At 34.7% G+C, this 21344-nt stretch carries 26 protein-coding genes; 6 read left to right on the top strand and 20 right to left on the bottom strand.

Going from position 1 to position 21344, the window contains the following annotated elements; translation table 11 throughout:
* Positions 1 to 43: 43 nt before the first annotated feature.
* The 8 genes from HWV59_RS13120 to HWV59_RS13155 form a co-directional block, all read right to left on the bottom strand.
* Positions 44 to 1108 (bottom strand): M14 family zinc carboxypeptidase, encoded by a 1065-nt coding sequence (locus HWV59_RS13120; protein WP_175639072.1) that lies wholly within the window; start codon positions 1106 to 1108, stop codon positions 44 to 46.
* A gap of 442 nt (positions 1109 to 1550) precedes the next feature.
* Positions 1551 to 2543, bottom strand: a complete 993-nt coding sequence (locus HWV59_RS13125) for an aromatic ring-hydroxylating dioxygenase subunit alpha (RefSeq protein WP_175639073.1) — start codon at positions 2541 to 2543, stop codon at positions 1551 to 1553.
* A 7-nt stretch (positions 2544 to 2550) separates the two neighbouring features.
* Complete coding sequence (locus tag HWV59_RS13130) at positions 2551 to 3678, bottom strand: BMP family ABC transporter substrate-binding protein (RefSeq protein ID WP_175639074.1); 1128 nt, start codon at positions 3676 to 3678, stop codon at positions 2551 to 2553.
* Positions 3679 to 3754: 76 nt separating this feature from the next.
* On the bottom strand, positions 3755 to 4684 hold the full coding sequence (locus tag HWV59_RS13135; RefSeq protein ID WP_175639075.1) for an ABC transporter permease: 930 nt from the start codon (positions 4682 to 4684) through the stop codon (positions 3755 to 3757).
* A gap of 26 nt (positions 4685 to 4710) precedes the next feature.
* Entirely contained in the window at positions 4711 to 5835 is a 1125-nt protein-coding gene (locus HWV59_RS13140; RefSeq protein ID WP_175639076.1) for an ABC transporter permease, read from the bottom strand.
* Positions 5832 to 7370, bottom strand: coding sequence for an ABC transporter ATP-binding protein (locus HWV59_RS13145; protein WP_328824254.1), 1539 nt, complete (start codon positions 7368 to 7370; stop codon positions 5832 to 5834). Before HWV59_RS13145 ends, HWV59_RS13140 begins: the two co-directional genes overlap by 4 nt.
* Before the next feature lie 179 nt (positions 7371 to 7549).
* Entirely contained in the window at positions 7550 to 7960 is a 411-nt protein-coding gene (locus HWV59_RS13150) for an arginase family protein (protein ID WP_328824255.1), read from the bottom strand.
* Positions 7932 to 8219, bottom strand: a complete 288-nt coding sequence (locus HWV59_RS13155; protein ID WP_175639078.1) for an aromatic amino acid lyase — start codon at positions 8217 to 8219, stop codon at positions 7932 to 7934. Before HWV59_RS13155 ends, HWV59_RS13150 begins: the two co-directional genes overlap by 29 nt.
* 404 nt (positions 8220 to 8623) lie before the next feature.
* On the opposite strand from HWV59_RS13155, the gene ndk reads away from it, so the two are divergent.
* The gene (gene ndk / locus HWV59_RS13160; protein WP_102231515.1) at positions 8624 to 9073 is read left to right on the top strand and encodes a nucleoside-diphosphate kinase; all 450 of its coding nucleotides are present in this window, start codon (positions 8624 to 8626) and stop codon (positions 9071 to 9073) included.
* 75 nt (positions 9074 to 9148) lie between these two features.
* Entirely contained in the window at positions 9149 to 10078 is a 930-nt protein-coding gene (glsA, locus tag HWV59_RS13165; RefSeq protein ID WP_175639079.1) for a glutaminase A, read from the top strand.
* A 43-nt stretch (positions 10079 to 10121) separates the two neighbouring features.
* On the opposite strand, the gene HWV59_RS13170 is transcribed toward glsA, so the two are convergent.
* Positions 10122 to 10703 (bottom strand): YitT family protein, encoded by a 582-nt coding sequence (locus HWV59_RS13170; protein WP_175639080.1) that lies wholly within the window; start codon positions 10701 to 10703, stop codon positions 10122 to 10124.
* A 103-nt stretch (positions 10704 to 10806) separates the two neighbouring features.
* A complete protein-coding gene (locus HWV59_RS13175) occupies positions 10807 to 11118 on the bottom strand; it encodes a hypothetical protein (RefSeq protein ID WP_102231431.1) in 312 nt (103 codons plus the stop codon).
* A 276-nt stretch (positions 11119 to 11394) separates the two neighbouring features.
* Here HWV59_RS13175 and HWV59_RS13180 point away from each other — a divergent pair, with 276 nt between their 5' ends.
* Complete coding sequence (locus HWV59_RS13180; RefSeq protein WP_175639081.1) at positions 11395 to 11778, top strand: GtrA family protein; 384 nt, start codon at positions 11395 to 11397, stop codon at positions 11776 to 11778.
* 138 nt (positions 11779 to 11916) lie between these two features.
* On the opposite strand, the gene HWV59_RS13185 is transcribed toward HWV59_RS13180, so the two are convergent.
* A complete protein-coding gene (locus HWV59_RS13185; protein ID WP_175639082.1) occupies positions 11917 to 12210 on the bottom strand; it encodes a hypothetical protein in 294 nt (97 codons plus the stop codon).
* Positions 12211 to 12322: 112 nt separating this feature from the next.
* On the bottom strand, positions 12323 to 12823 hold the full coding sequence (locus HWV59_RS13190) for a GNAT family N-acetyltransferase (RefSeq protein ID WP_102231429.1): 501 nt from the start codon (positions 12821 to 12823) through the stop codon (positions 12323 to 12325).
* Positions 12824 to 12963: 140 nt separating this feature from the next.
* Between HWV59_RS13190 and HWV59_RS13195 the strand changes: the two genes are divergently transcribed.
* Positions 12964 to 13785 carry a hypothetical protein gene (locus HWV59_RS13195; protein ID WP_175639083.1) on the top strand — a complete coding sequence of 274 codons (822 nt, stop codon included), beginning with the start codon at positions 12964 to 12966 and terminating at the stop codon, positions 13783 to 13785.
* Between the two features lie 77 nt (positions 13786 to 13862).
* Here the strand turns inward: HWV59_RS13195 and HWV59_RS13200 are convergent, their stop codons facing one another.
* The gene (locus HWV59_RS13200) at positions 13863 to 14318 is read right to left on the bottom strand and encodes a GNAT family N-acetyltransferase (RefSeq protein ID WP_175639084.1); all 456 of its coding nucleotides are present in this window, start codon (positions 14316 to 14318) and stop codon (positions 13863 to 13865) included.
* A 270-nt stretch (positions 14319 to 14588) separates the two neighbouring features.
* Between HWV59_RS13200 and HWV59_RS13205 the strand changes: the two genes are divergently transcribed.
* Positions 14589 to 15536: a C40 family peptidase gene (locus HWV59_RS13205; RefSeq protein ID WP_175639085.1), complete on the top strand. Its 948-nt coding sequence runs from the start codon at positions 14589 to 14591 to the stop codon at positions 15534 to 15536.
* Between the two features lie 91 nt (positions 15537 to 15627).
* On the opposite strand, the gene HWV59_RS13210 is transcribed toward HWV59_RS13205, so the two are convergent.
* The 6 genes from HWV59_RS13210 to HWV59_RS13235 form a co-directional block, all read right to left on the bottom strand.
* Positions 15628 to 16152, bottom strand: coding sequence for a DinB family protein (locus tag HWV59_RS13210; protein ID WP_175639086.1), 525 nt, complete (start codon positions 16150 to 16152; stop codon positions 15628 to 15630).
* 65 nt (positions 16153 to 16217) lie between these two features.
* The gene (locus tag HWV59_RS13215) at positions 16218 to 16748 is read right to left on the bottom strand and encodes an HXXEE domain-containing protein (RefSeq protein WP_175639087.1); all 531 of its coding nucleotides are present in this window, start codon (positions 16746 to 16748) and stop codon (positions 16218 to 16220) included.
* Between the two features lie 157 nt (positions 16749 to 16905).
* Complete coding sequence (locus tag HWV59_RS13220) at positions 16906 to 17055, bottom strand: hypothetical protein (protein WP_175639088.1); 150 nt, start codon at positions 17053 to 17055, stop codon at positions 16906 to 16908.
* A gap of 14 nt (positions 17056 to 17069) precedes the next feature.
* Entirely contained in the window at positions 17070 to 17597 is a 528-nt protein-coding gene (locus HWV59_RS13225) for a nitroreductase family protein (RefSeq protein WP_102231423.1), read from the bottom strand.
* Positions 17598 to 17789: 192 nt separating this feature from the next.
* Positions 17790 to 18119 carry an ArsR/SmtB family transcription factor gene (locus tag HWV59_RS13230; protein WP_175639089.1) on the bottom strand — a complete coding sequence of 110 codons (330 nt, stop codon included), beginning with the start codon at positions 18117 to 18119 and terminating at the stop codon, positions 17790 to 17792.
* On the bottom strand, positions 18120 to 18539 hold the full coding sequence (locus HWV59_RS13235) for an SRPBCC family protein (protein ID WP_175639090.1): 420 nt from the start codon (positions 18537 to 18539) through the stop codon (positions 18120 to 18122).
* 195 nt (positions 18540 to 18734) lie between these two features.
* Here HWV59_RS13235 and HWV59_RS13240 point away from each other — a divergent pair, with 195 nt between their 5' ends.
* Positions 18735 to 19328 carry a CBO0543 family protein gene (locus HWV59_RS13240; RefSeq protein ID WP_328824331.1) on the top strand — a complete coding sequence of 198 codons (594 nt, stop codon included), beginning with the start codon at positions 18735 to 18737 and terminating at the stop codon, positions 19326 to 19328.
* Between the two features lie 26 nt (positions 19329 to 19354).
* On the opposite strand, the gene HWV59_RS13245 is transcribed toward HWV59_RS13240, so the two are convergent.
* The gene (locus HWV59_RS13245; protein ID WP_175639092.1) at positions 19355 to 20875 is read right to left on the bottom strand and encodes a potassium/proton antiporter; all 1521 of its coding nucleotides are present in this window, start codon (positions 20873 to 20875) and stop codon (positions 19355 to 19357) included.
* Positions 20876 to 21344: the final 469 nt, after the last annotated feature.

Below are 21344 nucleotides of genomic sequence, written 5' to 3' on the forward strand. Positions count from 1 at the left end.
CACATCCTTATCTAAATCATGGATGTGCTCATATATTCATTACTTATTCATCAGATTCTTCATTTGAACGATTAGTTTGTGTTGGCAGAGTGTCCCAGAAACTCGTATCTGCTCTATCAATAGAACCATCACCAATAGCTCGAACAGTAGCATCCAATGTTGTAATTGTTTGTTTGATCAAATATCCATTGCTTTTTTGACCAAGTGCGTAAGATTCGATAAAATGATCTGACATTCCACGCATTTCAAATAATAAAGTAGAGATATCATATCGAACGGCAGCACCATTACGGCCTATGTTTTCACCATTTCCTCCGTTGTATTTTCCGATATGACCCCAGCCTGTATTTTCAAGGGTCTGATATACAACTGAACCTAGTTTCTTCGATCCCTCCAGGACCTCAGGTTTAACGTTAGCATTTGTTGGATACAAAATCGAACCGGATACAAGTTCACCTTCTGTTTCACTTCGTGTACCTTGGTGGTGAAGATCAATCATATAATCAATGTTGTATTTTGCAAACACATTTTCATGTAGAACTCTTGCCTCAGGTTCCATTTCACTAGTTGCCTTATCATGTTCACGGTTTAAATCAACATTGTTGGCATTATAACGTGTTAAGTGACGATCTCCATCAGCTAAATAATTGTCCAATGAAAAGTTAACGTCACCCATTGCTCCGTCTGCATTTAACATTGGGATAATAAGGATGTTTACATTATCTAATACACCCTTGGTTTTATTAGTCCCTAAATGTTTAATAAATTCAAGTGCTCCTTCAGTTGTCAACTGCTCATTGCCGTGCTGCTGTGTAAGAAATAATATGGTTGGATTTTCCGGGTTTGATATGTATTTTGCCATATAGATATCTCTACCCTTTACCGTTTTTCCGATTACTTCAAGCTCCATTGCATCCTGCTTGTTATCCTGTGTTTTTAAATACTCTACTAAGCTATCATATGTATGTAGGATAGACGTTTGGATAGACCCATTACCTGTGTTTGGTCCGTTACCAACCGCACCTGCTGGTAAAGAAACAGCTGTCATTGCCCCGAAAGCTAATAGACTCGATAAAGAGACAGAAATTACTTTCTTTTTTAGATTCATTTTTTCCCTTCCTCCCATTTGTTAGTTCTTTTACAATGTTATTGTACAGTTATATTGAAAGGGTTTTAATAGAATAGAAATCCTATCATTTAGACATAATTAGCAGTTATTAATGGAATACAATTATAGCTGTGTCTTTCTTTGTTCATATATTTTTATAGTCGAAAAGATGTATTATTAAATAGGGATCAAGGTGTTTTTGACTATAATGCGGGTAGCATTTTTTTATTTTTCGTTCTAAAGTATCTTGTTCATAATGAACCTATAAAGTTTTTGTCGAAGGAAAAGTGGAATATGTAGTTTTTTTCTATCCTATAAGATATCTCTACTATTCTGTATTATATTTTCGATAAGAAAAATAGTAAAAAAAGAACTACCATTACTGGAAGTTCTTTTGTTGACGTATAAGATTTACTTGCTATGAAGATGAAACTATTTTTGCTTATTCAGTTCCAAACGTTAATCCAATTTCCTTCAAAAACTTCCGATATGCGATACTCACGCGATCACTCTTAAGATGTAATTCCGCTTGAAGATCCAATGGTAACAATTCAGGCTTCTGGCTTTCGACAATTACCCGGTCTTGTTCAATTAATAGATCCTGAAATTGGATAAATACGTTCTCATCCTCCTCATATGCATAATTACGTTCCATTACCATGTAAGCTTTGCTTTTTTGTTCATTTATAGGCAAAACAATGAGATATAAATCAAAGAATTCATCTGAATACTCAATGCTTTTTCTAAATCCGGCACATAAAGGGTGATACACTTTGTATGTGTATTTTGCTAGGACACCATGACCTCTTCCGTCAGGATCAGGCTGGTAAATATCAATTTCATCTGAAATAATGACACCTTCTTTTTGATGAACCTGGTAGTCGCTTATTTCTGGAAATTGACTATCTCCTAATAATCCTTCGTGAACAAACATTAGATGTGAGACATCTAAAAAGTTTTCGATCACTCTTGGTCCTGCTGCTTCCAACTCATATGGCCCCATTTTTACTTGAATAAATGGAGAGCGCTCGGATGTTAGTTCACCTATTTTGGGTGCTGACCTTTCCGGGTTTCCTATACAAACCCATATGAAACCAAACGCTTCTGTACAATTATAGGTTATTGTTTTTGCCTTAGTAGGAATTGCCTTCCCTTCTGGTAGTGCTGGAATTCGTGTACATGTTCCGCAACTATTATATGTCCATCCATGGTAGGGACATATTATTTCGTCATTCACGACTTTCCCGAGAGAAAGAGGAACCCCCCTGTGTATACATAAATCTTTAAAGGCATGAACACCTTGAGAGGTACGAAAAACAACGATTTTCTCTCCTAATATTTCAATAGCTTTAGGCTGTTCCTCTAATTCATTAGACATTAAAACTGGATGCCATTGATGAACTAATACAGGGTCTTTTACTAACAACGTTGTCATCCTTTCTTTATTCCGGGATCGTACCTTTTACACCTTTCACAAACCAGTTCATGCTTAATATCTCTTCTAATGGCAGGGTTTCCCCTTCTTTAAGCTTTTCTTTTCCAGCTTGGTCGGTGATCGGTCCGGTGAAGACCTCAAAACTGCCATCAATGATCTCTTGTTTTTTCGCTTCAACTGCATCTTGTACTTCTTGCGGAACATTCTTACCAAATGGTGCTAGATCGACCATTTTTTCCTTTAAACCACCATAATATGAACCTGATTCCCACGTTCCATCGATTACGCTTTGGACAACGTCAACATAATATGGTCCCCAGTTTAGTGTTGGATTTGTTACATACGTATCAGGAGCATACTTATTCATATCAGAGTCATTTCCCATACCCCAAACTCCCCGCTCAGCAGCAGCTTGGATACCTGCAGGTGAATCTTGATAGTTTGCGAGAACATCAACTCCTTCATCTAATAAAGTAATAGCTGCTTGTCGCTCAGTTGCAGGATCAAACCAAGTATTGCTCCAAACGACAGAGACCTCAATATCAGGATTTACACTTTGAGCTCCTAATGTAAAGGCGTTAATCGTGTAAATAACCTCTGGAATTGGAAATGCGCCAACATAGCCTATTTTGTTGTTTTCGGTTAATTTCCCAGCAGCTATACCTGCTAAATAGCCAGGTTGATAGCCTTTGCCTTGATATGTACCTAAGTTATCTTCTGTTTTATAGCCTGTCGCATGCATGAAGACAATATCCGGGTATTTTTTCGCTACATTAACGGTTGGATCCATATAGCCAAAACTGGTTGTAAAGATAATGTCGTGATCTTGTGCGAGCTCTTCAATGACTCGTTCTGCATCAGGGCCTTCCGGGACATTTTCAACTGTTGTTGAGGTGATTTCAAACGTTTCATCAACTAATTGTCTCCCTTTATCATGTTCAAATGTCCAACCCCCATCTCCCGGCACACCAATGTAGACAAAGGCAACCTTTGGTTTTTCGATTGTTTCTGTTTTTGCTTCTGTTTCTTCTTCATTTTGCGATGATTCTGCAGGTTGCGAGCTCTCCTGTGAACAAGCTGAGATCATGAAAACCATAAGCATTAGTATGATTAGACCTAACCATTTTTTCTTCATCTAAATCCCCCTTAATTTGTTTCATCAATTAATTGTTTATGAGAATTATTCACCTCCTTTAACGCTATGAAAGGTATTAAAAACGCTGTTCACGAAAATATGGCAGCCCTAATGCTTTCGGTTCGATAGGTGGTTTATGTCTATTTCTCCATCCAATAAACATAAGGACTAGAATTGTAGAGACATATGGAATCATTTTTAGAAAATAAGATGGTATGCCAATATTAAATAATTGAATTCTAAAGCCTAATGCATCAAGTCCGCCGAAAAAGTAGGCACAAGCTAATGCGTATAGTGGATTCCACCTTGCAAAGATAATTAAGGCAATGGCAATCCACCCTCTCCCGGCGGTCATTCCTTCAATCCAGTTAGGTGAGTAGGCCATTATTAAATAAAAGCCTGAAAGCCCCATCAGCATAGAGCCAACAATAACATGAACATAGCGAAAGCCAATTACAGATATCCCCATTACATCCGATGTTGATGGGCTATCACCTACAGCTTTAAGGTGAAGGCCCCAAGAAGTTTTATACATATAAATGTAGAGAAGGAAAGCTAAACCAATGCTCAACCAAATAAAGAGATCAAGGTTTGAAAAGATGTTTCCTATAACAGGGATGAATTCCAGCCATGATAATGGAACTGTTGGAACTTTTACTGATAAAGCAACCCCTGCTACGGCTTTTCCAAGGTAGGCACTCATGCCAGTTCCGAATAAAGTAATAGCAAGTCCGCTGACTATCTGATTTGCGCGAAGAGTTATACACAAAAATGCATGAATCAGGCCAAGTATTGCAGATGCTATCAAGGCAATGAAAAATGTAACAACTAAGTTTTCAGTTTGAAGAAAAATAATACAGGATGTTACGGCGCCAATGAGCATAATGCCCTCTGTACCTAAATGGATAACACCTGCTTTTTCACTCAATATTCCCCCAAGTACAGCAAAGAGCAAGGGTGTTCCGGAAGATATAGCAGCTGATAATAAGAGTACAATGACATCCATATCTTAACCTCCTTTCTAGTACTCTATTAGTTTTCATTCATCACTCTTTTTACACGGTATTTACTAATCATTTCTCCACCAATTAAACAAAATAAGATTGCCCCTTGTAACATGAATGATAAAGATGACGGTAATCCAATTGTCTGAACACTATAGCCTCCAACAATCAGACCACCAATAAAAATGGAAGATAGAATCATAGCGAATGGATTTAATTTTGCAAGCCATGCAACGATAATGGCGGTATACCCATAGCCGGGGGAAATTCCATACATCAGTCTTCCCGCTACTCCTGACACCTCTACCATTCCTGCTAAACCAGCCAAACCTCCACTTATCATCATGACGATCAAAATATGTTTATTAATACGTATGCCTGTATATTTTGCAGCTGTTGGATTTGCACCTAATAAACGTAACTCGTAGCCCCAACGTGTTTTTAAGGTCAAAAAAGCAAAAAGAATCACAGCTAAAACCGCAAAAAATATTCCTATGTGTAATCTTGTGTCTCCGATTGTCGCTAATAATTGAGAAGGAACAAATATTGGCGTTCCAGGAAAGTTAAAGCCTTGCGGATCTCTCCATGGACCAAAAACAAAATAATCTAATAATAAAAGAGCTACATAATTCAACATGAGAGAAGTAATCAATTCATTTACTTGAAAGTATGTACGCGGAATGGCGGTTAATAAGCCCCACAATGCACCAGAGACAATACCAACAATGACCATTAAGGGAATATAGATAACTCCCGGTAACTGTGGAAAATAAATCGTAATCGCAGTGGCACCGATCGCCCCTAATAAAAATTGTCCCTCTGCTCCAATATTCCATATGGAAATACGATAAGCGATTGCTACGCCAAGCCCACAAAGTAAAAGTGGTGTTGCTTTTACAAGGGTTTCACTTATTCCAAAGCTTGAACCAAAAGCACCATGCAGCATCTTCATATACACAGTAATTGGATTTAGTCCATTTAATAAAATAAAAAGAGCACATAGTAGTAAAGCAACGATGATCGAAAGAAGTGGAACAAGGATGCTATTGGATTTTTTGTGTGGATCTAATTCAAAACGGAACGGTAATCCACCCCTTTTTTTTGTGCTATTACCATTTATGACTGTTTGTTCTATTGATGTTTTTTGATTCATAAAACAACTCCTTCCATTGCATCTAAACCAGCCATTAATTGACCGAGGTATTCTTTTTCTTCTCTCCCCCTTTTGATGACACCATTTATCTTTCCGTTATAAAGAACAAGTATTTTGTCTGATAGCTGCATCACTTCATCTAAGTCTTCAGAAATAAGCAGAATTGCTCCACCTGAACGTCGAAGATTGAGTAACATTTGATGAACAGCTTCTGTTGCACCTACATCTAATCCTTGTGTAGGATGAACTGCGATCATCAACTTTGGATTTTGATCTATTTCCCTTGCAAATAAAAGTTTTTGCTGATTTCCCCCTGAAAGCTGTTGGACAGGACTATGTAAATCTGATGTACGGACATCGAAGTTTTTCACCAGCTCACTAGCCCATTGCTCATTTTGTTTCTTTTTTAATAGGCCCCATAATGTTCGTTTTTTTGTTCGATAGGATTTAAACAATAAATTTTCAACAACACCTAAGCTTCCAGCAAGGCCGCTCTTCATTCGATCTTCAGGTATATGTGCAATTCCTTTATCAATTAAACTTTGAACAGAAGGGTTGACTAATTGTTTGTCATTATAGGTAACAGTTCCACTTGTCCATGGGATAAGCCCTGTTAATGCTTCAGCAAGCTCTTTTTGTCCATTACCGGCGACTCCGGCAACTCCAATAATTTCATGTTCATGAATAGTAAAATCTATCTGATTCAAAGCATTTGAGCCCTGTTCTGTTTGTACAGTAAGCTTATTCACTTGAAGAATAGGTTTCCCTATAGAATGTGGTTCAACAGTTATTCCTTTCGTTACCTCTCTTCCGACCATTAGCTGGGCCAATTCGTGAACGTTTGTTTCCTCGTTGTTTAAATGGGCAATCATTTTACCTTTTCTCATAACTGAAATCCGATCGGCCACCTCCATGACTTCTTTTAACTTGTGAGTTGTAATAATCATTGTTTTTTCATGACGTTTAAGTTCCTGCATCGTTAAAAATAATTGCTCTGCCTCACCAGGTGTTAAAACGGATGTAGGCTCGTCAAAAATGATAATATCCGCCCCTCTATAGAGTGTTTTGACAATTTCTACACGCTGCTGTTCTCCAACAGAAAGTTGCCAGATAGGGACATTTGTAGGGAATGATAAACCATATTGCTCGGCAATTTGTTCAATCTCCTTTGATTTACTTTTCATCCAAGATGAACCTCGCCATATTTGCCCTTTTTCTCCGAGAATAATATTTTGAGTAGCTGTTAGTGTCTGTACTAATCGAAAGTTTTGATGTACCATGCCAATTCCCAGCTTCATAGATTCCTTTGGTGAATATATTTGACTTGGTTGACCATGGATGAAAATTGATCCGCTATCTGCTTTATAAATGCCTGACAGCATACTCATAATCGTGCTTTTTCCAGCACCATTTTCACCTAGTAATGCATGAATCTCCCCTTTCCTAACTGAAAAATTAACATGGTCACTTGCAATTACGGTGCCAAATTTCTTTACGATATCTGTCATCTTAATGGCATAATGATTAGGTGGCAATCATCCATCACCTCAATTATTGGAATTTTCTAAATTATCATCCATATTGGTCGTTCAGTCCACAAGTCTGTAGCATAATGTTACATAGTTATCTTATATTAAGGTCATTTTTGTAATGAAAAGTTACATAATATAAAAACAGTTTCCCTTTAAATGGGAAACTGATGTGTGGATTATCCTTATTTCTTTCCTAACACACAGCCTGTTACAAACTGCATCCACGCATAAGCTCCAATTTTTACTGTTTCATCCACTGGTGTATCTTTACTAGGATCCAGGCAAACAAAATCTATATGTTTAATTTTAGAATGCTTTCCAATTTCTAATAAACTATCAAATAATTCCTCTGTGGTCATTCCACCTGGAGTTGATGCCGGTATCCCTGGAGCAAAAGAGATGTCCAGTACATCAAGATCAACTGTTACATATATGCGATCCACTTTAGTGGATAAAGTCTTAAGCGCTTGAATGACAGTTGATTTTACTCCTGTCTTCCGTGCTGTTTTTAAAGTGATGATTTTAGTTTGGTGTTTGTTAGCGAAATCTACTAATGGTTTGGCATTATAATAACCATGTGGACCAAGGATCACCAACACCGCATGCATGTGATCGAATTAAATTGAGCTGCAGGTTTTCAACGTCATCTTTATCTATAAAAACATCACTGAATTTTCCAAAACCTGTTGTAACTCCGTATACAATCTTTCCTTTAGAGACAATATGCTCAACTGCTTTTCTACTTTCTATCACTTTTTTCATACTATCTTCTGTATACCTAACTTTTTGTCGATCAATAATGATTTTTTGCAGAGTTTTCAACGTTAGATTTAGACCATTTAACGTAATCACCTTTCTCCCTCCATCTTCTTTTAAATAGAAAAGGGGACTATATCTATGAAATCATTGGATTTCAAGATATAGCCCCCTACTCACTATTTTGGCTATGGGCATTTCATATATGGTTAATTCCCAGACCAATTGTTTCTCATGAGTTGATTTAATTGCATGTCAGGTTCTACTGATAATAATAGGAGAATTGCTTTCCTCCCAATTAGCCGATCTTTACTCAATGCCATATAAAACAACTCTTTCATCTGGATTCTTACCTAATAACTATTGTCTGTTTCCATTGTATGCGGTGAGAAAATAATTGATCACAATAACTTTGTTAAATAGTTTAAGATTGCTCAAATGTTGTCAATACTTATTATTGGATACTTTTCAAAAAAATTATAGAGGTGATAAAAATGACAATGCAACGGACGTTTATCATGGTAAAGCCGGATGGTGTAAAACGAGGATTAATTGGGGAGATTGTGAAACGCTTTGAACAAAAAGGATTTACATTACTCAATGCAGAGTTAATGACAATTGATCGATCAAAAGCGGAATATCATTATGAGGAGCATAACGAAAGACCGTTTTTTGGTGAATTAGTTGATTTTATTACATCATCTCCAGTGTTTGCCATGGTATGGGAAGGCGAAAATATTATTGAAGTTTCACGTACGATGATTGGTAAAACTAGCCCAACCGAAGCTCAACCAGGCACCATTCGTGGTGATTTTGCTTTCAAAAAAGAAGAAAATGTAATTCATGGCTCAGATTCATTAGAAAGTGCAGAAAGAGAGATTGCAAATTTCTTTGATCCATTGCAACTTCGTTCTTCTGACCAAATGTATAATAACCGCAAATCAAGTTAATTATTAAATGTCTTTTGATTGCATGGACACATTTTCCGGCAACGAAAGACATTTTTACATTGAAGGTGATCATAAATGCTATGTAGAACAAGTGATGAATTACAAAGGTATGTGGAAATATCAAAAGAATGGACGAAAAAAGGAAAAGTGGCAGATTATATCCCTGCACTCGGAAAAGAAAACCCCTATGATCTGTCCATTGCAATTCATTACCCAAATGGTGAATGTGTGTCAGCAGGAGATATTAAAAAGAAATTCACTCTTCAAAGTATTTCAAAAGTGATTAGCCTTGCTTTTGTGTTAATGGATAAGGGGAAAGATTATGTATTTGAACGAGTTGGAATGGAACCAACAGGAGATCCATTTAATTCCATTGCTAAATTGGAGACAATGGCTCCTGCAAAACCATTAAATCCGATGATAAATGCCGGAGCACTCGTTGTGACGCATATGATAGAAGGAAGCTCTGTCGAAGAAAGACTCAATCGATTACTATCGTTTGTACAGTGTCTAACAAATGATCAAGCGGTTACTTTTAATAAAGAAGTCGCTCGATCAGAATTTGAGACTGCAGACTTAAATCGCTCTTTAATTTATTTCCTTAAGCAACACGGAATCATAAATGAAGATGTCGAACAATTAATAGACCTTTATTCTAAACAGTGCTCGATTGAAATGAATTGCTTGGACTTAGCGAGGGTCGGTGCAGTTTTTGCACTGGATGGAGCTGATCCTAAGACTGGAAAACAGCTCATTCCTTCTGATGTTACAAGGATTTGTAAAACGTTTATGGTTACATGCGGGATGTACAATGCGTCAGGCGAATTTGCAATAAAAATTGGAATTCCTGCCAAAAGCGGCGTTTCAGGTGGAATTATGGGCTCTGTTCCTGGAAAATTCGGAATTGGAATTTTTGGTCCTTCATTAGATGAAAAAGGAAACAGTATTGCGGGTATACGATTATTGGAATTGTTATCAAAAGATTATCAGCTAAGTATGTTTTGAAAACTAATTGCCCTCCACTATTAGGGAGGGCTTTTCTCTTTTATTAAACAGGATGACTAGATTTAGATGAAATAAAGGTTGTCGTTAACCCAACCGCCAATATTGTCACACAGGAAAGTAAGAATGTTTCACCTGAAATTAACAAGCCTCCGAGCAAAATAACGACAGCATCAATGAAAAAGATCAAGATTCCAACATTAATCCCGGTCTTTTCGAATAGAAATTGAGCTAATAAATCTGTTCCTCCAGTACTTGTACCGATTCGAAGCATCAATCCAATTCCAAGTCCTACTAATATCCCTCCAATAATCGAGCTTATAAGAGGAGCTAGGTGAATGATTCCTGAAAAAGGCTTCATCAAATCGATAAAGAAAGAAGAAATAAGCATTCCATGCAAGCTATTATAAAAGTATTTTCGATAATAAATCCATGCGATGAAAAAAATTGGAATACTCAGGAAAATAATCATCAGTCCTGCTTTTAACCCCAATAAATAATGCAAGATTAATCCTATTCCTATAATTCCTCCATCTAACACTTTATATGGTGTTAAAAATAAATTGATGCCTATTGATAGAATAATACTACCAATACTAATCATGACACCGATTCTCACATACTTCATGTCTCTCCCCCAAAATAGGACATGTTATAGTTTATGAGAGTATTCGGAAGAATATTTATTTTGAATAGAAAGGTTGATTTTATTTTTTTGCTTGTACCTAATGTTATGTATCACCCAAGTAATCCGTTATATAGATAAAGGTATATTTACGTACTAAATAGTTACTAAGTACACCTTGTGTTTGCTTGTCAGTTGGTGGATCTGTGAAGGTATAAGCCTTTGCATTCATTTTTTCATAATTTTCTTTATCAACTTCATTGTGGTACGTATCATCAACAATACCAGAGGTAAAGGCTTGAATCGGATAGCCTGTAAAAAAGACATATGTTCTTAGGGACATATGTGGTGTTGAATGAAGTATATAAATTACAATAATTAGAGTTATTAATGGTATCCAGGTTCTTTGTTTTTTCATACTATTCTCCTCAAATATAGACTCCTTTATTAATTATATGAAATTGCTAAACTAAAAGTTATCTTGATTTTACTATATTATCCATTTAATAACTAATAAAAAAAGGATCTTTTCTTAAAGATTGTTGGTTTAGTCTTCAATTAGCTATACACTCTAATGATTACTTTAGCGACAAAGTTTATATCAATAACCATGTGAAACATCGCATCTATCTTATTGGTATACAACCATAATATGGTATAATATTGTAGCTGTTTCAATAGAAAGGATTATAAGATGCTAGTAGAGAAATTACCTATCATTAAATTTATTAAATATAGTTTTGTGGGGATATTTTGTACAGGAATTTATTTTCTTTGCATGTTTCTCCTAGTGGAAATATGGCAGGGAAATCCAGTTATTAGTGCCATGATTTCCTTTGTTATCATGACAATAGCTTCATTCTTTTTGAATAAAAAGTATACATTTGGTGGGGCTTATTCACATCATGAATTATTACGATTTTCAATTGTAGCGATTATAGGGTTTTTCTTGAATTTAGGAATTATGTTTCTTATCGTAAGTGTATTTGACTTTCATTATTTGATTGGTGAACTGGTGACTATTTTTGTCATACCGTTCGTGAATTTTTGTTTGAATTATTATTGGACATTTAAATAGATTGGCAACTTCAACTTTCCAATATAAGAGTCCACCTAGGAGAGATTTTTGGGCACGCTGAATGGGAATTTTGGCATTGAATTATTATAAAATGAAAATGGACCTTAATCTTAAAGATTAAGGTTCAATGTAAAATTCTCAATAGTAATATGGATACGAAGGATAGTAAGGATAGTAAGGATAAGGATAAGGATATCCATAGCCATATGGATATGCTAATGAACCAGCTAAAAGTCCTCCTAAAACTCCTCCTAAGAAAGGTGCTCCCCAAAATGGTCTCCCAAATCCGAATCCAAACGGTCTCCCAAATCCAAACCCAAAAGGTCTTCCAAATCCAAACGGTCTACCAAAAGGTCTTCCGAAAATTCGTGTATCGTTAGGATTAATTTCATTAAACTCATTTACCATTGGTACTTGATATTCATTTTGCATATAAGTACTCCTCCCTTTTTCACTATAAACTTATGCGAGTTGGGAGCGGAATTCTTGGGTATTTACCTATATATAGAGAAAAACACCCAAAAATTGTGAAAAATGTTACTCTTCATTTGATAAATAACACCATTAACTCATCATCATAATACGTATCATCAATTTTTAATGCCCTTTTTTCAATTCCGTACGATTCAAAACCTAAAGAAGTGTAAAGTTGTTTTGCCGGTAGATTGCTTGCAGTTACGGTCAGATAAATCTGTTCTATTTTCGGCTTGTTTTTAGCCATTGTAGTTAGTTCTGTGATGAGTCTTTTTCCGATTCCTTCATATCGAAAATCTTGATGAACATATACTGCCACAATTGTTGCACGATGTTGAATTTTCTTTTTCGTTTCAACAACTAATGTGGCAACACCGACTAAGTCTTCTTCGATAAATGCCCCGAGAGTGTAGGAATGCCCGGAATTTAGCCTTACTTCCGTTTGTTGAATTGACATGTCTTTTTCTTCTTCATAGCTTGAGCTAAAAGCTTCCGGATTATTATGTAATGCTTCTAAGCGTAAGGATTTATATTTAGTTGAATCTGATTCTGTTAGCAATCGAATCTTCATATGTAAAGACCTCCAATTATTTTTGGGACAAGGAACCTGTCCCCCTGTTCCTCCCCCTGTTCCTCATATTTTGTGTATTAATTACACATGATAATAGGAAAGGTTGAAGAGTTGGTGATTTTATGAAAAAGAGGGGCCGTTTGAAGAGAAGGTCAGTTCCTTTTTTACTTTTAGCTTTGTTTCAATCTGTATTTGTTCTTATATTAAAGAAGCATAAATCAGCTAATACGTGGGTTTTGTTTTTCTCAAATATAGGAATGGCGTTTATATTTGAATATATTGTTTTGAATTTATTTCAAGCTTATACGTATAAACCAACAGTATTAAAAAAACGTTATTTTGATAATATTTTTGGCGCCATTCTTTCACAAGGACTGTATATTCCCGTGTCTTCCACGTTTATAACCATATTTAATATGAAATGGACATGGAAAGTGGGATTTACAATCTTTTTTTATTGTATTGAACGGTTATTTATATTCTTAAAAATTTATCATATAAATTGGTGGAGACCAATCTACACAGTTATCTTATTACCTATTTACTATGGGTTAAGTGACGTCCTGTACAAAGGTCTACAGCAACAAAAAATAATAACGAGAACTTTAGCTACTTATTTAACAATCATGGTAATTGAAACAAATATTATGTTTGTTTTAGCCTATCTTGATATGATTCGATTTAGAATTGGTAAAAAACAATCCATTCGCCTTCACTTTATGATTGCACCACTATATAGTCTTGTTATGTCATGTGTATCTACTTTTTTGGCGAAAGAAAAGGGAATGACTATTCGAATCATTCATCTATTCATTTATAAAATAATTAATAGCATTTTACTAAAATTAGGGATACTGACTGTAAATCGACGTTTACAAAAGTGGACTTTACTTTGGTACAGTTTTATGGTGTTTAGTTCAAGATCTATTTATCGAAGAATTTTTAGATTGGATCTTCATTAAACTAGCGATTAAGCTTTATAAAAGATGGTGGTTGGATAAGTTGAGAATTACCATCCAGCCACAACTTTATTTAGATTTTATTGTAAAACCAGTCTCAATACGATCATATCTAGACATTGAATTCCATTTTCAACGATGGGTTCAGGATAATGTCGCAAGAAAAAATCATGGTCAATCTCAATGATTCGAAATCCACATTTTTGATAAAATGCCAATTGTCCAATACTCGAATTACCTGTACCTACCTCTATTGTCCTGTAACCCATCTTTCTAGCTTGTTCAATTGAATGAAAAAGAAGTTCTTTTCCTAATCCTCGACCTTGAAATTCTTCATTCACTGCTATATTTTTTAATTCAATTGTAGTAGTGTTTTTCTCAAGTAATACATATGTTCCTATTACTCTTTCTTTTAACTCCGCAACATAGCATTCACCTATCCTAACATATTCATTAATTAATTTTTCTGATGGATCTGCTTGAAGCAACAACTCGATTGGAACTTGCTCACCATTCTCTAATTGTCTAATCTTCATTTTTTTCTCCAAGTTTTAAATTGAATTTCGTCAACTCTTTTCAACTCCTATAAAAAGGTTTATTTCTTATTCTCTCTATTCCAATAAGTATTTTTTAAGTATCATTCATCGTTTTCTATACTCTATTTATTTTTTGCTTTTTCATTAATAAATAAATGGAAATTCTCACCTGATTCTCCAACATTTTTACAGTATAAGTACGAAAAGGATCCGGTTATGATTAAATAGGTTTTTATTATGTGTCTTTTGACAAATTAGGAGTGTGTACACTTGAAAAAGCATGTCATCTTGGCGTTTACTACAATTGGCATTCTTACTATTGGGATTTCCAATCAAGCTTCTGCTCATGAGAAAACATATCAAGTTCAAACTGGTGACTCTTTATGGAAAATTGCCTCATCTCATCATTTAACTGTAGAGCAAATTATGCAGTACAATCAATTAACATCTTCTACTATTTATGTAGGACAAAATTTATCACTACTGGCACCACATTCACATGAACAAACAGCCTCATATACGGTGAAATCAGGTGATTCTTTATCACTGATTGCAAAAATCTACAGAATATCCGTCACTGAACTTAAATCTATGAATCAATTAAGTTCTGATATTATTTATATCGGACAAGTTTTAACTGTACCAAATTCCGCTGCAACTACAGGAGAAACGAGTTCATCTACAAAAATGACAAGTGAGAGTTATACGGTTCAACCTGGAGATACATTATGGAAGATCGCTCTTTCTGCCGGATTATCTGTAACGCAATTAAAAGCGATAAATAATTTATCCACTGATACGATTAAAGTTGGACAAGTACTCTATTTAACGGAACAACAAATCACACAATCTTCTTTGAATACAGAAAAACTAATAACTGAAGCAAAAAAATATATTGGTGTTCCATATGTATGGGCTGGAAATACTCCATCTGGTTTTGATTGCTCGGGTTATTTGAAATATGTCTTTCAAACACAGGGAGTTACAATTCCCCGCACAGTAGCAACAATTTGGGATGCTACAACACCTGTAACTTCACCTGCAAAAGGAGATCTAGTGTTCTATGCTACAACAGCAAAAAGCCCCACTCATGCGGGTATTTATATCGGAGACAATAAATTTATCCATGCCGGTTCGTCAACAGGTGTGACAATTACAGATATGAACAATTCCTATTGGAAACCATGTTATTTAGGTGCTAGAAAAGTAAAAATGTAGATTTCACATAAAAATCATGAGGAAATCCTCATGATTTTTCCTTAATCTATCTATAAATCCATTTACATGATGTTTGACATGATAAAAACGATTACTTCTTTAATACCCCTAAATATTCCTGCCAAGGACCAACGTCTTCTCTATATCTGTTTGCCATTACTCTTACAATCTGTGATAAATGGGTTAGATCGTGAACAGCCCATGTTGAAATTAATTCTCTAACCTTTACTGTTCCCAATGCAGGATGATAGCCAACTTTCTTCAATTGGTTCTCAGTTTGCACTAGTTTAACTAGTATTTTTATGTTTTCCTCGCGGATTTCAGTAAATTCTTCTAAAAGTTCGTCTATTGAAGCTTCTGTTACATTTTGTAGATGCGAATACCGGTCAAATGCCGGGAACGGTTGACGATCACCTTCTCGAAGAATAAATTCTAAGCGCGGAATCCAATTGTGTTTTTCTGCTTCAATTAAGTGTTCAATGACTTCCTTAACATTCCATGTTCCTTCACCTTCATTACTATGAATCCAACCGTGTGATACACCAGTTAAAAAAACCGGTAATGTTTTGGGTGTACGCTCAAGGATTTCAACAGCTTCTTTCAATGAAAAGTTCATGTTATCACTCTTTCAAGTTTAGTTAATCATATTCTTTAATTATTAATCGGAATCTAAAATGAAAGTTATAACAGTTTGTGTGCCATTTTGTGTCCTAATAAGACAATTAAGATAGTTATCAGTCCGTATGGCAAAGAAGTGAGAATTGTTGATATTTCAACTATACCTTCATCTACCAACCTATAAAATAAGTATATTGAATATGGTAAGGTTACTGTCACAGCTGTACCAAGTCCAAGTGCATATACACCTAACAACATCGATTGACCAATATGCATAAACACATGTAATAGTAAAATCAAATTAAAGCCAAGGAACATGGGATAATATTGATGCTCTACAGCAAAGTATGTAGAAATAATGTATACGAAAAATTGGAGGGCGACAGGTAAAGTGAATTGTGCAGCCGTAATTGTTGACATTTTCTGAAATGTATGTCTAAAGAATTCTGGTACTTTGTGAGAAGTAGTGGAATAATTCTTCTTAAACCATCGTTCAACAAAAAGTATTTCTTCAAAATCATGTATTAAAAATGTGATCGGAAATAACCACAAAAGTGTTGCTAAACTAATATTATGATTGAGCCATTCAAACATGTCTTCTCTACTCTTTTCATTAAAGGTACATTTAATTTAAATTTTAATACGAATGGATTATTTTTACAATATTAATAGAAAATAGTCTTTTTACTTATTATATTTATAAGTGGGGAACCTTTCTACATATACGGTTCCCCATACCTTGTTTCTATGGTTAATCCGTAGAAGGTCCGCTTTGATGATCATTTTTTTCTGCACAAGCAAAGCAATAAACTTCTGAATTTATGACTATTCCATTTAAAAACCCGTTCGTACAGTAAACGATTTTTTTACATGATACACATTCACCGATTTTTTCAACCATAGAAAACCTCCTATTTATTGATTGAATTCCTCATAATGGAAGATGTCTTCTTTTGGAATGATTTTCTTTTTAGATGGGTGTTCACTCACATATCCTAAACCTAAAATGGCAACGATTTTTCGATCATGAGGAATTGAGAGTGCAGTTCTAACGTAATTCTCTCTTTGAGAAGTTTCGGCTTCATTCGTGATATTGTACACAGCACCGAAAGCACACCCTAATCCTTCATTTACAGCTGCTAACCATATGTAACTACTGGCAATGGATGCATCCTGCAGCCAATACTTACTTATATTAGGGCAACCGGTTATAACAATTGCAGTTTGAGCTTCTTTTAACCATTGCATATAAGGAGTCGTTACAGATAAATAGTCTAATGTTTTCCGGGTTTGAACGATAACAAATTCTCTAGATGGTAAATTATTTCCTGTTGGTGATAAAGAAACTTGGTGAATGATTTCATCTAAAATTTCCATTGGAATTTCTTTGTTTGAAAACTTCGTAATTTCTCGTCTATTTTTGACTACTTCTTTAAAATCCATAAATAACTCCTTTCTTGTAAGCTAAACATATATTTTATTTATATCTTTAGTTTACAAGTAATGGCTGTAAAAGTTAAAGAAATTTTTAAATTCATGATCTAAAAATCTTTTGTTTACCACTAATCCTGGAAAAAAATCTTTATATGTATACTAAAAAACGCACCTAAACAAGTGCGTTTTTTTGATACTTTATTAAAGATTGTTATCTTCATCATTTTCAACCAAATGTTTCAACATAGATAACTTGTTATCCCAAAATTGCTCGTAATATGAAAGCCAATCTTTTAATTCCATGAGTGGTTCAGTGTGAAGTTGATAAATTTTTTCCCGGCCTACTTTTTTTCCACTCACTAATTCTGCTTCTGAAAGAATATGGAGATGTTTTGTGATTGCTGTACGGCTAATTGGAAAATGTGCTGTAATCTCTGTTATCGGTAACTCTTTTTTAGCTAGTAAACGAAGAACCTCTCTTCTAGTCGGGTCAGCAATAGCTTGAAACACATCATGCTTTGCTTGAACCACTTATTGTTCAACAGCCTTTCGAAGATTAACATTTACAATATTTTCCCATCCGCCATTCATTCTGTCACGTACAACAGAAGCTTTTTCATTTGCTTTTTGTTGAATATCGTCAGAATCTTTCCATCCACTATGAATTAATGTGAATTCTGTTTTACCATCTAAATCTTTTAAGAAAAATGAGACAATCCAACCATCAGTGTCCCAGGAGAAAACAATTTTTGTTGGTTCATCTACTTCTAAAACTTTACAAGGTGACGGACCAAATGGAGATTGTATATGAAATTCATGTCCAACCTTTGGTTGAAAATCATTAGGCATAAACCATTCGGAAATTCCTTCTGCTGTTGATATAACTTTCCATACTTTCTGAATTGGTGCCTCAAAAATCGTAGTTTTCTTGATATCTTGTACTTCCGGCATATAAATCACTCCTATAAATAAAGAAAATGAAACCTTTTGGTTACACTTTATTATAACACCTTTTGGTTACATGTCTATAATATCAAGATAATTTTCAATTTTTATTCACTACTTCAACTAACAACTTTTAATTATTCTTATATTTTTTGGTAAGACTAAAGACAAATAAGACAAAATGTGGTGCTGTGATTGGAAATGGTTATAGATTTTTTACCAATTCAATTTTTACAATCGATATCATTAGATGAGCTGCTGCAGGAGGAAAAACTTTTTTATCAAACTCTTCACTCCTACTGGCAAGAACATAATTACTTAACTATTAAATGGTGGGTTTTAGTTACATTAAGTATCTTGTCACCATTTGTCTGGTTTATTATTGTTGATAAAAAAAGAATTACTGAAATAACTGCTTTCGGAATGTTTTTTGGCATCATTGCAATTTTTTTAGATTCAATAGGAAGTAATGCAATGGTATGGACATATCCTGTTCGATTAACTCCTTATTTGTACCCGCAGATGTATCCGTATGATGTAGGAATTATCATCATTCCTTTTATGCTTATATATCAACTATCAGGGAGGACATTCAAAACGTTCTTTTTCTCAACAGGCCTACTTGCATTACTTATTGCATTTGTGGCAGAAACCACAATGGAAAGATTAAATATGTACATGGAAATAACATGGAAGAACATTTATTCGTTTCCTATCTATTGGGTTATAGGCTTATTCTGCTGGAGCATTATTAAAATATTTAAGAGGATAGAAAGCAAACATAATAATCAGTAAATGAAATGATAAAAAGCTACCAAGATTTAATCATTGGTAGCTTGCTCTTGCTCTAATCCCTCTGAATCATTTAGAAAAGTTGTTTTTCGGGTTAAAAATTGCTTTAATTCGTTCATTTTCTTTTTAGAAACAAGGATATAAAGAATATCTCCTGACTTTATTTTTGTATCTCCATGAGGTGTTACTAATAATCCGTTTCTAATTATCGCGTTTATTAGCACTTCTTTAGGGAATTCGATATCCTTTAACGGTTGATTTATGATATGTTCTTGGGCATTGACTTCTACCTCGATAATCTCAGCATTTGCTTTTCCGATGGAAACAAGCTCAAGAGTGTGTGGTGCTTCTGTTTTTTTCGGTCCATTAAGTCCAAGCTTTTCCGCAAAAATTGAGATCGTCGAGCCTTGTATTAAGGCTGAAGTTAGAACAACGAAGAAAACAACATTAAATATTAATTGACTATTCTCTATCCCCATAGTCATAGGAAATGTCGCAAGTACAATAGGTACGGCACCCTTCAGCCCCGCCCAAGACAAGAAGATTTTTTCATTTATACTAAATTTCATTTTAATGGTTGATAGAAATACAGCAACAGGTCTAGCAATGAAAATTAAAATGATGGAGAGTAACAATCCTTTAAAAATAAGTTCAATAGAAAGAAATTGAGATGGAAAAACGAGTAAACCGAGTATGATAAACATTAAAATTTGCATCATCCAGGCAAAACCTTCATTAAAACGAAAAATGGAATGTCGATATGTTAAATCACGGTTACCGATAACGATTGCCGCGATATATACAGCTAAAAGACCACTTGCATTAATTAAATCAGTCAAGCTGTATGTGAGTAGAGAAAAAGCTAAAGCAAATATAGGGTATAAACCACTTGAATCCAAATTGATCTTATTGATTGCATAACTTGCAAAACGGCCTAAAATATAACCTAATCCTAATCCAACAGCCATCTGCCAAACAAAAGAACCTATTAACATGAGATATGATGTTGTATCAGAGCTTAACATTTCTATAAGAGATAAAGTTAAAAATACAGCCATCGGATCATTTGTACCAGATTCAGCTTCTAGTGTTGAACTGAGACGCTCATTTATGTTTTGACCCTTTAATACCGCAAAAATTGCAGCAGCATCAGTTGAACCTACAATTGCTCCAAATAAAAATCCTTCAAGCCAACTAACATTAAAGATCAGTTTTGCTGCTATTGCCACAACGATTGTAGTGATTAAAACACCTAATGTTGCCAAAGATAATGAAGGTGTTGCAACAGACTTTACTGAAGACCACTTAGTTTGTAATCCCCCTTCAAATAAGATAACAACAAGAGCAAGTATCCCAATTAATTGAGCGAGTTTAGGGTTATCAAAATAAATCAGTCCTAAAACATCGCTTCCCATAATCATTCCAACACCCATAAATAATACAAGTGCAGGAACACCAAGTTTTGATGAGAATTTGGTCGTAATGACCCCCATAATGAGTAAAAATGCTGTGAAAAAAATAAAGTAATCTATTTCGAAATTTTCTAACATCTATGCTCCCCCTTCATATCGATCGCATGATAAATTAACATCAACCTTCACTTCATACCCTTCCTTCTTTTTAACCCCGATATATCTAAGTGTTTGTGCACGAGATGAGTCATGTTTCTACATAAAAACACTAAATAATTTCTATGTGATTTCGCTGTAAGGGTTTTTTCTCTTACGTCTGTTTTTAATCAGTCGACCTAGTTACTTAATATCAGTTTAACATATATTATGTAACATTAATAATCATATGCTCATCTTCATAGTTCTTATTATTTCTTTAAGATGTGAAAAAAATAGAAAAACTTAGCTTATCGCTAAGTCCTAGTGCAAATCCTTAAAATTTTTTAATTACTGTTTTCGTAAAAATTGTTGCAGTTAAAGAATATAACTTTATAGTGGAGCGCAATGGAACGAACTAATTATGACTATAAACTGCATTAAATAACAACAAAGTATGCGAAAACAGCCT

The organism is Metabacillus schmidteae (genome assembly GCF_903166545.1).
Taxonomy (GTDB): Bacteria; Bacillota; Bacilli; order Bacillales; family Bacillaceae; genus Metabacillus; species Metabacillus schmidteae.

Coding starts and splice junctions, on each gene's coding strand:
- HWV59_RS13135 (WP_175639075.1), bottom strand. CDS start 4,684: ATGGATGTCATTGTACTCTTATTATCAGCTGCTATATCTTCCGGAACA.
- HWV59_RS13240 (WP_328824331.1), top strand. CDS start 18,735: ATGGTTATAGATTTTTTACCAATTCAATTTTTACAATCGATATCATTA.
- HWV59_RS13140 (WP_175639076.1), bottom strand. CDS start 5,835: ATGAATCAAAAAACATCAATAGAACAAACAGTCATAAATGGTAATAGC.
- HWV59_RS13180 (WP_175639081.1), top strand. CDS start 11,395: ATGCTAGTAGAGAAATTACCTATCATTAAATTTATTAAATATAGTTTT.
- HWV59_RS13245 (WP_175639092.1), bottom strand. CDS start 20,875: ATGTTAGAAAATTTCGAAATAGATTACTTTATTTTTTTCACAGCATTT.
- HWV59_RS13215 (WP_175639087.1), bottom strand. CDS start 16,748: ATGTTTGAATGGCTCAATCATAATATTAGTTTAGCAACACTTTTGTGG.
- HWV59_RS13220 (WP_175639088.1), bottom strand. CDS start 17,055: ATGGTTGAAAAAATCGGTGAATGTGTATCATGTAAAAAAATCGTTTAC.
- HWV59_RS13225 (WP_102231423.1), bottom strand. CDS start 17,597: ATGGATTTTAAAGAAGTAGTCAAAAATAGACGAGAAATTACGAAGTTT.
- HWV59_RS13235 (WP_175639090.1), bottom strand. CDS start 18,539: ATGCCGGAAGTACAAGATATCAAGAAAACTACGATTTTTGAGGCACCA.
- HWV59_RS13130 (WP_175639074.1), bottom strand. CDS start 3,678: ATGAAGAAAAAATGGTTAGGTCTAATCATACTAATGCTTATGGTTTTC.
- HWV59_RS13185 (WP_175639082.1), bottom strand. CDS start 12,210: ATGCAAAATGAATATCAAGTACCAATGGTAAATGAGTTTAATGAAATT.
- HWV59_RS13190 (WP_102231429.1), bottom strand. CDS start 12,823: ATGAAGATTCGATTGCTAACAGAATCAGATTCAACTAAATATAAATCC.
- HWV59_RS13175 (WP_102231431.1), bottom strand. CDS start 11,118: ATGAAAAAACAAAGAACCTGGATACCATTAATAACTCTAATTATTGTA.
- HWV59_RS13170 (WP_175639080.1), bottom strand. CDS start 10,703: ATGAAGTATGTGAGAATCGGTGTCATGATTAGTATTGGTAGTATTATT.
- HWV59_RS13120 (WP_175639072.1), bottom strand. CDS start 1,108: ATGAATCTAAAAAAGAAAGTAATTTCTGTCTCTTTATCGAGTCTATTA.
- HWV59_RS13210 (WP_175639086.1), bottom strand. CDS start 16,152: ATGAACTTTTCATTGAAAGAAGCTGTTGAAATCCTTGAGCGTACACCC.
- HWV59_RS13200 (WP_175639084.1), bottom strand. CDS start 14,318: ATGAAGATTAGACAATTAGAGAATGGTGAGCAAGTTCCAATCGAGTTG.
- ndk (WP_102231515.1), top strand. CDS start 8,624: ATGCAACGGACGTTTATCATGGTAAAGCCGGATGGTGTAAAACGAGGA.
- HWV59_RS13125 (WP_175639073.1), bottom strand. CDS start 2,543: ATGACAACGTTGTTAGTAAAAGACCCTGTATTAGTTCATCAATGGCAT.
- glsA (WP_175639079.1), top strand. CDS start 9,149: ATGCTATGTAGAACAAGTGATGAATTACAAAGGTATGTGGAAATATCA.